Annotated in this window: 15 protein-coding genes; 9 read left to right on the top strand and 6 right to left on the bottom strand. The window is 47.3% G+C overall.

Annotation, left to right across the window (positions count from 1 at the left end; genetic code table 11):
* The coding region (locus QZ176_RS09795) for a hypothetical protein (RefSeq protein WP_295153212.1) at positions 1-218 on the top strand (218 nt) is incomplete at its 5' end.
* A 146-nt stretch (positions 219-364) separates the two neighbouring features.
* Here QZ176_RS09795 and QZ176_RS09790 read toward each other — a convergent pair.
* The 5 genes from QZ176_RS09790 to hemB form a co-directional block, all read right to left on the bottom strand.
* A complete protein-coding gene (locus QZ176_RS09790; protein ID WP_295153210.1) occupies positions 365-1,669 on the bottom strand; it encodes a (Fe-S)-binding protein in 1,305 nt (434 codons plus the stop codon).
* 11 nt (positions 1,670-1,680) lie between these two features.
* Positions 1,681-3,045 (bottom strand): oxygen-independent coproporphyrinogen III oxidase, encoded by a 1,365-nt coding sequence (gene hemN, locus QZ176_RS09785; protein WP_295153208.1) that lies wholly within the window; start codon positions 3,043-3,045, stop codon positions 1,681-1,683.
* Positions 3,038-3,520, bottom strand: coding sequence for a DUF2603 domain-containing protein (locus tag QZ176_RS09780; RefSeq protein WP_295153206.1), 483 nt, complete (start codon positions 3,518-3,520; stop codon positions 3,038-3,040). Before QZ176_RS09780 ends, hemN begins: the two co-directional genes overlap by 8 nt.
* Before the next feature lie 15 nt (positions 3,521-3,535).
* Entirely contained in the window at positions 3,536-4,459 is a 924-nt protein-coding gene (gene argF / locus QZ176_RS09775) for an ornithine carbamoyltransferase (RefSeq protein WP_295153204.1), read from the bottom strand.
* Positions 4,460-4,615: 156 nt separating this feature from the next.
* The gene (gene hemB, locus QZ176_RS09770; RefSeq protein ID WP_295153202.1) at positions 4,616-5,593 is read right to left on the bottom strand and encodes a porphobilinogen synthase; all 978 of its coding nucleotides are present in this window, start codon (positions 5,591-5,593) and stop codon (positions 4,616-4,618) included.
* A gap of 63 nt (positions 5,594-5,656) precedes the next feature.
* Here hemB and ribA point away from each other — a divergent pair, with 63 nt between their 5' ends.
* The 8 genes from ribA (at position 5,657) to QZ176_RS09730 (ending at position 11,147) form a co-directional block, all read left to right on the top strand.
* A complete protein-coding gene (gene ribA, locus QZ176_RS09765) occupies positions 5,657-6,217 on the top strand; it encodes a GTP cyclohydrolase II (protein WP_295153201.1) in 561 nt (186 codons plus the stop codon).
* The gene (gene rsmG / locus QZ176_RS09760; protein ID WP_295153199.1) at positions 6,214-6,792 is read left to right on the top strand and encodes a 16S rRNA (guanine(527)-N(7))-methyltransferase RsmG; all 579 of its coding nucleotides are present in this window, start codon (positions 6,214-6,216) and stop codon (positions 6,790-6,792) included. Before ribA ends, rsmG begins: the two co-directional genes overlap by 4 nt.
* Positions 6,792-6,998 carry a hypothetical protein gene (locus QZ176_RS09755; protein ID WP_295153197.1) on the top strand — a complete coding sequence of 69 codons (207 nt, stop codon included), beginning with the start codon at positions 6,792-6,794 and terminating at the stop codon, positions 6,996-6,998. The genes rsmG and QZ176_RS09755 overlap by 1 nt, the downstream gene beginning before the upstream one ends.
* On the top strand, positions 6,995-7,537 hold the full coding sequence (locus QZ176_RS09750; protein ID WP_295153195.1) for a hypothetical protein: 543 nt from the start codon (positions 6,995-6,997) through the stop codon (positions 7,535-7,537). The genes QZ176_RS09755 and QZ176_RS09750 overlap by 4 nt, the downstream gene beginning before the upstream one ends.
* Before the next feature lie 571 nt (positions 7,538-8,108).
* Positions 8,109-9,311: a chloride channel protein gene (locus QZ176_RS09745; protein ID WP_295153193.1), complete on the top strand. Its 1,203-nt coding sequence runs from the start codon at positions 8,109-8,111 to the stop codon at positions 9,309-9,311.
* 199 nt (positions 9,312-9,510) lie between these two features.
* Entirely contained in the window at positions 9,511-9,933 is a 423-nt protein-coding gene (lysM, locus tag QZ176_RS09740) for a peptidoglycan-binding protein LysM (RefSeq protein ID WP_295153191.1), read from the top strand.
* A gap of 177 nt (positions 9,934-10,110) precedes the next feature.
* Entirely contained in the window at positions 10,111-10,299 is a 189-nt protein-coding gene (locus QZ176_RS09735) for a hypothetical protein (RefSeq protein ID WP_295153190.1), read from the top strand.
* Between the two features lie 326 nt (positions 10,300-10,625).
* Positions 10,626-11,147 (top strand): hypothetical protein, encoded by a 522-nt coding sequence (locus tag QZ176_RS09730; protein WP_295153188.1) that lies wholly within the window; start codon positions 10,626-10,628, stop codon positions 11,145-11,147.
* A gap of 88 nt (positions 11,148-11,235) precedes the next feature.
* Here the strand turns inward: QZ176_RS09730 and QZ176_RS09725 are convergent, their stop codons facing one another.
* Positions 11,236-12,294 carry a DUF3137 domain-containing protein gene (locus QZ176_RS09725; protein WP_295153186.1) on the bottom strand — a complete coding sequence of 353 codons (1,059 nt, stop codon included), beginning with the start codon at positions 12,292-12,294 and terminating at the stop codon, positions 11,236-11,238.
* Positions 12,295-12,466: the final 172 nt, after the last annotated feature.

Raw genomic sequence — 12,466 nt, 5'->3', positions numbered from 1 at the left:
CAAATTCCATAGAATTTCAAATAATGCCACATAAAATTAAAATTATGCCAAAATCCATCTTACAATTCAACTTCTTAAAATTTTGCGCAAAATCGCTCAACAAAATTATAAACCACAAAATTTTAGTATTTAAAATCATATTACTCAACCCCGCCGCAGCAGCAAAGCCTATGGGTTCCACCGCACGCCACTTCAGGCTGATATATCAGAAAGCTTAAAAGTGTAGACCATAACCTCTGCAAGCTAACGATAAAATTTAATCATAATTTTTAAAAACCAAAATTTCAAAAGCACGGAATTTTGTCCCAGGATGTGAATTGAGTAAAAAGCTAACGAAATGCAGGAATTTCACAAATGTTAAATTTTATTCATTGGAATTTTCCTCGCCCACAAGCGCTTCAGCGATGAGTTCCAGCGGATTTACGCACCTCATCTGCGAGCCACTTAAAGAAAGCGAGTTATTTAGCTGCATCCTGCACGCGCTGCACTCGGCGGAAACTACGCGCACGGGTAGATCCGCCATTGCGCGCGCCTTAGCTAATCCCGCTGCGCGCGCGAGCTCGTAGCGCTCGGTTTGCATCGTCACGCCGCCAAATCCGCAGCATTTATTAGGCTCATCCATCTCGGTTATTTCGTAGTTTTGAGCGAGCAAGCCGCGCGGTTCTTTCCAAATACCCTGCATTTTGCGGGCATGGCACGGATCGTGATAGGTAATCGCTAAAGCCCTTTTGCCGCGGCGCATCAAAAGATCACTTAAGTTTGTAAATTTATAAAAGTATTCGCTCGCCATAAAAATTTTACTCGCAAGCTTTTGTGCGCGAGCTTTCCATTGCGGCTCATTTTCAAAAAAATGCGCGTAATCCACCCGCAGCATTGCAGAGCACGTAGCCTCGGGCACGATAATCGCATCAAGAGCAGGCAGAGCTTTTTCGAAATATGCTATATTAAATTTTGCCACGCGTTCAACCGCCGCAAAATCTCCCGTAAAATACGCAGGGGCGCCGCAACAGGCTTGTTCCTTCATCAAATTTACGTTTAGCTTTAGTGCTCGCGCGATATGTAAAATCGCCTCGCCTACGCCCGTGTAAGCGTAGTTTGCCATGCAGCCTATAAAAATTCCGATAGTTTTTTCGCCGCCGTTGTCGATAAATTCTGTGTGCGAGTTCATAAAGCTCTTTTTCGCAGGAGCAGGCAACAAGCGTTCTTTTTTAAGTAGTGGCAAGTCAAATCTAGGCGACATAGAGCTTTGCGTATCTTTTCGCATCTTAAAGCCACAGCTAAGAAACACGTATCCAAGCGCTGCTGCTAGATTCAGCGCTTTGCGGTGCCCGAGCAGCCAAAACGCAGCTTTTTTGTACCACGCGATGCCAAATTTTTCCGCAATGCGCGCGCGAACATTCTCGATTGCCGTATCTATGGGCAAAGACTCGCCGCAAATATCTACGCAGTTGGTGCATAAAAAGCAGCTTTCAAAAATTTTCTTAGCGTTTTTATCAAGCTTTAGCTCATTCCTGCCGTAAGCGCCCAAAAGATCCACGAATCCGCGCGGGCTCGTTACTTCATCACCGTTAATGCCATGAATCGTGCAGACTTGGATACATTTACCACATTTTACGCAGCACTCGCTAAGTGCCGCAAAATCGAACGCTCCAAGCTTTGCCCTACTCATAGCCGCGCCGCTTAAACGGTTTTAGAAAAGCGCTTCTCGCCCAAATTTTTAACCATATACTCATCAAAACACATCGCGATATTTCGGATCAAAAGCGTACCGGTAGGCGTTACCCAAATTCTATGCGGCGAGACTTGCACGAAATCCTTTAGCGCCTCAAGCTGTTTTAGGCTCGCGCTAAAATGCTCGAAAAATTTTATCTTAAATTTCTCCTCGATCGCCTCTATATCGACGCAGAAATTACTCATCAGCCCCATAATCACCTCTTTGCGCAGCAGATCCTCTTCATTTAGCAAAATGCCCCTGCAATACGGCAGCCTACCCGCATCGATCGCGGCCTCGTAAGCGTCCATATCTTTGAAATTTTGCGCATAATGGCGTGCGCCCTCGCCAATGCTAGTCAGCCCGATACCGATCAAATCGGCGCCGCCCTTAGTCGTGTAACCCTGAAAATTACGGTGCAGCGAGCCGTTTTTAAGTGCGGCATGAAGCTCATCCGCGGGCTTTGAGTAGTGATCCATACCGATCATCTCATATCCGTTCGCGCTCAAAAAATCGTGTGTAAATTTTAAAATTTCAAGCTTTACTTTGGGTTCTGGCAGCGTCGTCTCGTCAAATTTACGCATAGATTTTTTGATCCACGGCACGTGCGCGTAGTTAAAGATCGCAAAGCGGTCCGGATCAAGCGAAAGCGCAAGCTCCAGCGTGCGCCTAAAGCTAGCTAGGCTCTGATACGGAAGGCCGTAGATCAGATCCATATTTATCGATTTTATCCCTCTCTCGCGAGCCGTGGCTATGACCTCCCTCGTAAGCTCGAAAGGCTGTATGCGGTGGATCTCCTTTTGCACCTGCGGATCGAAGTCCTGCACGCCGTAACTGATGCGGTTAAAGCCGTTTGAAACGAGCACGTCGAGCTGCTCGGCATTTAAAAAACGCGGATCGATCTCGCAGCTGATCTCGGCTTCAGAGCTAAAATTTGTAAAATATTTTTTGATATTTTTTATGTGGCGCGCGAGCTGTTCGGCGCTAAAATATGTAGGCGTGCCGCCGCCAAAGTGCATCTGCACGACCTGGCGCGAGCCGTCCACGATGCCGCTTAAAATTTGCATTTCGCGCTCGATATAGTCCAAATACCGATCCATCTTATCGCGCTTGCCCGTGTAGATTACGTTGCAGCCGCAAAAATAACAGGCGGAGCGACAAAACGGCATGTGAAAGTAAAGCGACAACGGCGTGGAGCTTTTCTGATTTTTCAGCTCGTTCAAATACCCGTCGTAACTGAAATTTTCGCTAAATTCCAAAGCGGTCGGATAGCTCGTGTAGCGGGGTCCAGGGCGCGAAAATTTCGCGTAAGCGTCAAAGTCTATGCTATTCACGACCGACCGCCTTAGTTTTGATAAGCTCTTCGATGTCGATAAAAAGGTTTGGATGCAAGCTTTTTACGCGCGAAACGACGGCATCGACGTCTAAGCTTAATCTTTTCGCACTCGGATTTGCGCCCGTTAGCCTTCTAATCTCGTCCATACACACGATCCACGCGTCGCCGAAATCCACCGGCGTATGCTGCAAAATCGAGCGCTCAAGCTTGAGGTTAAAATTTTCCTGCATCGCGTTTTTGGTCGCGGCGATGAGATTTGCAAGCGATTTTATCGAGATCATCGTGTGCACTTCGTTATTTTCGTCGATGCCGAACCACGGCTCCTCGTCGCTCCACGAGCCGCTTTTCAGAGTGAGTTTTTTCTCGTTGTCTTCGCCCTGCGAAATTTCAAAAACCGTCCTTTTCGAGCTATCCAGCCCGAAAAATTCGCTCGCTTTGTCGATCTTTTTTAGAGCTTTATCTTTTTCTTCCATGCGTTCTCCTAAAATTTATCTTTTTTGATCCAGCCAGACCATAACGCCCTTTTGCGCGTGCAGGCGATTTTCCGCCTCTGCAAAAATTTCATCCGCGTGCGCTTCAAACACGGCCTCGCTCACCTCGTATCCGCGGTATGCCGGCAGGCAGTGCAAAAAGATCGCGCCGCTACCCGCTAGAGCCATTAAGCTTTCATCCACGCAAAAACCCGCGAAATCGCGAATTCTTTGCTCCTTTTCGTCTTCTTGCCCCATCGAAACCCAAGTATCGGTCGTCACGACGTTTGCGCCCGCTACGGCTTCCTTTATATCGTTCGTTATTAAAATTTTAGCACCTGAAATTTTAGCATTTTCTTGCGCCTGCGCTAGTATCTGCGGATCAGCCTCGTAGCCCACTGGCGTCACTATTCGCAGCTCAAAGCCAAGCTTGCTGGCAAGCATCAGCCACGAGTGCGTCATATTGTTGCCGTCGCCCACGTACGCGGCTTTTATCTTTGGAGTTTCAATACCGCACTCCGCGATCGTCATCAGATCCGCCATTAGCTGCACGGGATGAAATTTATCGCTTAGCCCGTTTATCACCGGCACGCGGCTAAATTCCGCAAGCTCTATTAGCGTCTCGTGGCGATTTACGCGCGCCATAATCAGATCGCACATTCGCGAAATTACGCGCGCAGTGTCTTTGATCGGCTCGCCGCGCCCGAGCTGGATGTCGCGACTGCTCAAAAATAGCGCGTGCCCGCCGAGCTCATTCATTCCAACGTCAAAACTTACGCGCGTTCTAGTCGAGCTTTTTTCAAATATCATCGCTAATTTTTGATCTTTTAAATATGGCTTGAAATTTCGTACCTTGGCCTCTTTTTTAATCTCAAAGGCTAAATTTAAAATTTCGATTATCTCGTCTTTGCTAAAATCGTTTAACGTAAGAAAGTGCCTCACATCGCTCCTTTTTGGTTAAATTTTACACTGTTTTCGCTTACGTAGCGTTTTATTCGGCTTTAAAATTTTAAATTTACGCTACGTGCCGCGAAGTAAATTTCAAAAACAAGTCTCGTCGCTACCGTGAAATTTTAAAATTCCAAAATTCTTAAAATTTTACCTGCGCGAGTTTAAAATTTCCGCGATCTCTTTAGCGTGATAGGTGATGATCATATCCGCGCCGGCGCGCCTTATGCCTATCATCGTCTCCATCATCACGCGCTCATAATCGATCACGCCCGCTTTCTTGCCCGCCTGCAGTAGTGAGTATTCGCCGCTTACGTTATACGCGCAGATCGGCAGCAGCGTGCGCTCTCTAAGGTCTCTGATCAGATCCAGATACGCAAGTGCGGGCTTTATCATCAAGATATCCGCTCCCTGCGCCTCATCTTGCAGGCTTTCGTTGATCGCCTCAAACCTATTTGCGGGATCCATCTGGTAGCTGCTGCGATCGCCGAAACTAGGCGCTGATTCTGCCACGTCGCGAAACGGCCCGTAATAGCCGCTGGCAAACTTGCTCGAATACGCCATAATCGGTAAATTTTCAAATCCGCCGTGATCGAGCACCTCTCGCAAAGTAACGATAATGCCGTCCATCATGCCGCTAGGCGCGATCATGTCCGCGCCCGCTTTAGCGTGGATGAGCGCTTGCTGCGCCGAAATTTCAAGCGTCGCGTCATTATCCACCGTCTGATGAACGTGATCGATGATGCCGCAGTGCCCGTGGTCGGTGTATTCGCAAAAGCACAGATCGGTGATTACTAATAAATTTGGAAATTTAGCCTTTATCGCGCGCAGCGAAGTCGCGATGATGCCGTCCTCGCTTAGCGCGTCCGAGCCGATGCTGTCCTTTAGCGAAGGAATTCCGAAAAGTAAAATTTTATCCAAACCAAGCGATATGAGAATTTCACACTCTTTTAAAATTTCATCCAAGCTCATCTGAAATACGCCAGGCATCGAGGCGATCTCCTTTTTGATGCCGCTTCCTTCCACCACAAAAAGCGGATAGATTAGAAAGCGGGTTTGCAGATCGGTTTGTCGCACCAGATCCCTGAGCGCAGGGTTTATTCGTAGGCGTCTAAATCGTTTAAACATTATTTTTCCTTTTTTAGCTAGAATTGTGAGATTTATAATATCACAATCGGAGTAAATTTAAGCATGGATATAAAAATTTCAGAGGTCGCAAATCTCCCCTCCCGCTTCGGAAGCTTCCGCGTTCAGTCGTTTAAGCAAGGCGAGAAAGAGCATCTAGTGATATTTAAGCAACCTTTGGAGGGCATTGTAAACGTGCGGATCCACTCGGAGTGCCTTACCGGCGATGCGATCGGCAGCCTAAAGTGCGACTGCGGCGAACAGCTCGAAGCGAGCCTAAAATATATCGAAGAGCATGGCGGCATGGTGATCTATCTGCGTCAAGAGGGGCGAAATATAGGGCTTTTTAATAAAATCAATGCCTACGCGCTGCAAGATCAGGGCCTCGATACGATCGAAGCAAACCATCAGCTCGGCTTCAAAGCGGACGAGCGAACCTACGAGATCGTGGATTTCATACTCGCTCATTTTGGAATTTCGCGCATAAATCTGCTTACGAACAACCCGCAAAAGCTGCACGATCTAAAAGTCGAAGTAGTCGCGCGCGTGCCGATAATCATCACGCCTAATAAATTTAACGAAAATTATCTGCGCGTCAAAAAAGAGCAGATGGGGCATCTGCTGTGAAGCTTGCGCCCGGCGAGAGCTTTGGCGAGCAGGTAGCTAAATTTAAAGCCTGCCTACAAAAATTTAACCGCGTCCATAGCCTCACGAATTACGAGGATTTGGACACGGTGGTACGCGACAGCCTAAGCGGAGCGGAGTTCATACCGCGCTATCCGCGCATCGCGTGCGACATCGGCTCGGGGGCGGGCTTTCCCGGGCTATTTTTGGCGCTCGCGCTGCCGCTGTGCGAGTGGCATCTGTTTGAACCAAATCAAAAAAAAGCGGCGTTTCTAACCTACGCGAAGGTTAGCCTAGCGCTATCTAACATAAAAATCCACGCCGAGCGCGTGCAGGACGGCGCAAAGCTACGCGCCGATCTGATAAGCTCACGAGCGCTAATGAGCGCGCAAAGCTTAATTGAAATTTGCCGCGGCTTTTACGATCAAAACACTACGTTTTTGCTCTACAAAGGCTCGGGCGCAGAGACGGAAGCGGTGAAATTCCGCAAGGAGTTTGCAGGCGCGAGCTGCGAAATTTTTAGCGGCGAAAACGCTTTGAAAAATAGAAAATTTTTAGTAATCAAAGGGGTAAAATAATGGGAAAAATTCTAGCCGTCGCCGTTATCGCGGCGCTCATATATTTTTTGATAGTGCCTAGATTTCGCATAAAGAAAAAGGACGATGCGACCGAGCTTTTGGCGTGCGACGAGTGCGGGACGTACTTTAGCAATGACGAGCTTGCTCTGCGCGATAAAAAGCGCCTTTGCAAATCCTGCGAAGCCAAACTAAGGGGCGGCAAATGATCATCCTAGGCCACGCGCTCGTGCCCTACGAGCCGCTGTATCTCATCAAAAACGGCGACGAAGTTTTCAAATACGACAATCTGCTCTTTAAATTTAACGACAAGCTCATCGCCGCGGCGCAAAAGGCGCAGAAAAAATTTAGCGTTATTACGAACGATATAAATGAAATTTTACTCGCAAACGGCGCAGGCGCGCGCTTCATCGTCGTGGATAAAAAATCAGCCGCGGCCGCACAAAAGCTGGCAAACGATTATTTATTCGACGCCAAGATTGCGATGTTTATCGGCTCTGCGCGGGCGTTAAAAGGCCTAGCCGAGCTCGGTATCGATGCGGCGATTTTTAAAGACGCGATCGCAAACGCGCCCAAATCGCTACTTGCAAGCATCGGAGACAGCGTGGGCTCTAAATTTCACTTCGGACTTCCGAAAAAAGATGAAATTTTCGGCGGCGCGCAAAAGCTCGCGGATAAAATTTCGGCCCTAGATAAGAAGCTAAGCGCACCCGCAGCTGGTAAAAATGACGATATCTGGAAAAAATAGCAAAATCCTAAGCGAATTTATTCGCGGGTATAAAATTCCTATGACTCATGCAAATTAAAATTCCGCGCATAATTTTGCTTAGCCTCGCGGCTTAGAATTTAACGCGAGATTTCGCTCGCTTACGCAGATCGGAATTCTACGCGGAATTTTGCCCTCTTTCGCAAATTGGAATTTTGCGCGAAATTTCACGCGTCCTCTGCAAAATTTTCTCGCTTATTCAATTTAAAATTTTATCCGCTCGGATATATTTAAATTTTATGTAGAATTTCGCCTGCCTTCGCGGCAAGAAATTTCAAAAAGAATTTTATCCTCCCGCGCGAGGCGAAATTTTACTAAATTTTCTACGCGCGATATAAAATCTACGTAAATTTTACTCGCGCAATTAACGTAAATAAAATTCCGAACCTGCCTAAGCTTCATAGAATTTCGCGCAAAATTTTACTCACAGAGACGATATAAATTCCTAGCCATTGTTTTAAATTTTACTCGCGTTTTAGCTGCTTTTATACGCATGATAAGGATTTTTTAAAGCTAAAATTTTATATAATTATGCGTTTCAAAAAGGCATATTTTGAGTACTAAATTCTTTCTAGCGATCCTTGCGATAGGCGTTATAATGGGACTTTGCGCAGGGCTCTTAAACTTCGGCATAAACGAAATTGAAACTTTTGCTTTCGGGCATAATGATGAGGAATTTCACATTATCACGGAGCAAACCACTGCGCTTAGGTGCTTTCTTAGCGTCCTCGCAGCCGGCGCAATCGTAACTTTAATTAGAATTATGCTGATGAGACTAAAACCTTTTTTAAATGTAGCTTCGATGATGGATGGGCAAAATCCGCCGTTTTGGCAAAATTTAATCCACTCTGTTTTGCAGCTAGTAGCCATCGCTCTGGGCGCACCGGTAGGCAGTGAGGCTGCTCCGCGCGAGCTGGGCGGCTTGTTTGCGGCTGAAATCTGCCGCGCCTTAAATATCGGCGGAGACGAGCTCCGGCTATTTGTCGCATGCGGCGCGGGAGCGGGACTGGGCGCTGCATATAACGTCCCGTTAGCGGGCGCGCTCTTTAGCCTAGAAATTTTGCTTAAAAGCTTCGATACTCGAGCGATTTTGTGCGCCTTTGCCACTAGTGCGGTGGCTACAGCTACAGCGGAATTCGGAGCTTCAAAAGAAATTTATTACGCAGTTTCGAACTTCGCCCCTACCCCACAGAATTTACTCGCAGCGGCGCTAATCGGACTTGTCACGGGGGTCGCGGCGAAATACTTTCAAGACGGAGTGCGCTTGTGCGAAAAGCTGCGCATAAAAAGCCTTAAAATCGCGCTTACGCTGCCGCTTGCGTTTTTACTTACCGCGGCGATCGGCGCATACGTACCAGAAATTTTAGGTAACGGGCGCTCCGCAGCGCAGTTTGCTTTCAACTCCACATCCTTCAGCTCCTATTTGCTTGCGATCTTGCTTTGCAAGGCATTTTGCATTTTGATGATCTTTCGCTGCGGCGGATATGGCGGCACGCTAACGCCAAGCTTCGCGCTGGGCGCAGTTTTGGGGCTATGCGTTGGATTTGCGATCGGCGAAATTCTACCTATTAGCCTAAGCGCAGCGGGGGTTTGCGGAGGGGCTGCCTTTTTAGCGATCAACTTAAACGCGCCGCTTTGCGCCTTTGCCCTAAGTGCAGGATTTTGCGGGCTAAATCTCAACTCATATTCGGTCGTCGTTTTTAGCATCGTATGTGCTGTGATCGCTAGAAATTTACTGACGAAAAATTTAGCGTAGTCGCAACGCTTATAATTCATACGCTGCAAATCTGAATCGATGGGCGCGGCGATGATGGTCTGAAAACCTGCCGTCGCGCATAGAGTGAGCGCAGTAGGTTGCATCATTGGGCTAGGGCGGAGCCGTAAGGATATGCGTCTAAGCTGATCGTTGGTAAATTTAAGATAAAATTTCGCCACTTTAACCAAAGGAGAAAACAATGGGTTTACTTTCATTCGTAGCCGAAGCAGGCAAGAAACTACTAGGTCTAGGCGATGACGCTAAGCACGTAAAAGACGAGATCGCCACCAATCTCAGCTCGACGCCGGTAGAGGGGCTAGAGGTCGAGGTGCAGGGCGACACCGTCAAAATCAGCGGCAACGCAGATAAGGAAACTCTCGAAAAAGCAGCCCTCATCGCGGGCAACACCGCAGGCATTAAAAACGTGCAGATCGAGGGCATTAGAGAGGATAGCGCCGAGAACTACTACACCATCGTGAAGGGCGATAACCTATCTAAAATCGCGAAGAGATTCTACGGCGACGCGAATAAATACAAGATTATTTTCGACGCCAACCGCGAGGTTATCAAGGACGCGAACCTCATCTATCCGGGGCAGAAGATTAGAATTCCAAAAGCTTAAGCTCGCTTTTGAATGCTGCGGCTTGATTTTGCAAGCCGCGGATTTTATTTTTGCGCGTATTGTGCTGCGTTTATGCGAGCCGTGATTTATCAGCCCGCGGCGCAGCGCGACTTTAGCGAGCCAAAATTTTACGAGTTAGCGGGGCGCCGCGGTTTTTTACGCTTTAAGAGGCGCGTTTTGCAGACTAGCAGCACGGCGCGGTTTTTGCAGGGCGTGATTTTGAGCTGGCTTTGCGGCGTGGTTTTCAAACTGCGATTTTATGAACCGACGGCACGGCATAATTTTACGAACTATGGATTTTGCAGACCGCGGATTTACGAGCCGCGGATTTGCTTTTGCAAGACGGGTTTTGATTTTGAGCTGTGACGCGGTTTTGCGAGCCGTACTACGGCGGATAGTGGATTATTTGCCGCATCGCCTGTGTGCCAATATGCCTGTACGCCGCCCTTACGGATTTAAGATAAATTCCGTCGTGCCAACCAAACATATCGCGCTTTGATTGAGATACAAAGATGCCTGAAAATTTTAAAATTTCATCCAGAGACTACGACAAAGAGCCGTTAGTCATAAACGGCTATGAAAAATTTTTTGCGATCGCTTGGTATTTGGTATTGTTATTTCCCGTCTTAACGATAGCTATAATACAAGATTTTATGGAATGCGGATCTCTATGTTCGCCAAAAGGCGTAGTTATGAATTTGGTAATATTAGGGATTCTTATTGCGATATGTATCTTTAAGTTAATTCGTAGCAAGCAACAAATAAGGTTTACGGATAGATATATAGAATTTGTCGAAAACGGCGTCGTTAAGAGATTTTGCAAAGTAGAATTTGACAAACTGCGAAGGAGCTTTTCGATTGACGTATTTATTAGCTCAGAAATTTTACAGTATATCTGCAATTTATCTCTTACGATACTGGGACTCATAGCTCTGAAATGGGAGCTTTTAGAGATAATATTTTTTATCTATCTATGGGGATTTTTCTTAAATTTTATATTTTATCTATCGGTGAATAAAAATCTCAAAGGCTTTAGAGCTCTGCCGTTTATAAGGGTCGCCGAACCTACGACCAACCCCGGATATCACAATATTTTACCAAGATACTATCTTATTTACATCTACAATGATAAAATTTACAACGATATCAAAGAGTATTTTTTGCAGAAAAATATAGATATCGACTACATCAAAAAGAATTATCTGTTTGCTTAAAACCATAAAGCTGCAAGTATAAGCCTAGATGATTGACGCTCGGTTTGCCGCAAAAATCTATAAATTTTATCTAGCCGAACTCACTCGCCTAAATCCAAATCCTTACGTTCAGTTTTAAAATTTTAACGATACTCAAAAAGTTTAAAATTTCACTCTTTATCTCGCCTGCGGGGTCGCGGCGCAGCACGCTTTCATAGACGCTAGGCTCGAAATTATCGCGCCCGGTGTGCACGAAAATATGGATCCGCCGCTCTCTGATACTCGCCCAAATCTGCGCCCCGAGCGCGTCGCCCACCGCCAAAAATCGCTCCATAAATGCAGGGGTTAGCACGTACATCGCGTTTTGCGGCTCATCGCTTAGCACCTTGTAGCGCGCGGCAAACTCCACGTTATCCATCGCAACGGGCTTTAGACCTACGTGCTGTTTGTTTTGTATCTCGCGCGGATAGATGAAAACGGGCGCGATGATGCGTTTGTTAAATTCCGCTACGAAAAACGCCCCCACGAGCTCGTGCTGCAAATTTTGATGGAAAAAGCTCACGTCGCTAAACTCGAAGCTCACCCCCTGCCACGCGCCGCCCACGCGGTCGTTGCCGCGCAGATTTTCGATAAACTCGAACAGATCGCTCTGCACCACGCGCCAAAACGGCACGCTGCCGTAGGAGACGTATTCGTAGCCAAGCTCGCGCACGAAAGGCGCCAGATAGTGCTGCTTGTAGCTTTGGCGGTATCGCCCGGTAAAGATATCTTGCGCGCTTCTTACGCCGAGCGCATAAAGCCGCGCCGCTAGCCACACCGTGAGCGCGACCGCGGCCAAGCCTATCAACGTCTGCGGTAAGGCCGCGGAGTATTTGAAGATCAAAAACGAGATCGCGACCGCGCCGAACTTTAAGATATTTTCCGTGCCGATGAGATCCTTTTGCCAGCCGTTCAGGTGGACCTCGCGCAGGCTTACGGCGAGCGAGGCGACCGCCAACAACACGAGCATCGTTGCGCTAAAGCTCTGCGCGCCCTGCCTATCTGCGAAATACGCGATAGCGCCGAACACCGCAAATAAGACGATCGTGCTTACGACGACGATAAACTTTAGCTGCTCCACGTGCTTTTTCGCATCCAGCCTCAGGCGCTCCAAATCATAAATAGTCAAAATTTCGCCTTTTTTAAAATTTGCCCGCAATTTTAGCGAAATTCTAGGAATTTTGGAATTTCAAAGCTCGCTCGTCCGCACATAAGGTGAATTTTTTATGAATTTCGCACAACCCCTCAAATTTAAGGATAAATTCAAAACTCTAAGTTTAAAATTTTGCCGTAGCGGGGGC

Origin of the sequence: uncultured Campylobacter sp., assembly GCF_905373215.1 — a bacterium.
In the GTDB taxonomy this organism is placed as follows: Bacteria; Campylobacterota; Campylobacteria; order Campylobacterales; family Campylobacteraceae; genus Campylobacter_B.
Note: the sequence above shows the minus strand (reverse complement) of the source record. Positions and strands in the feature narration are given on the sequence as shown.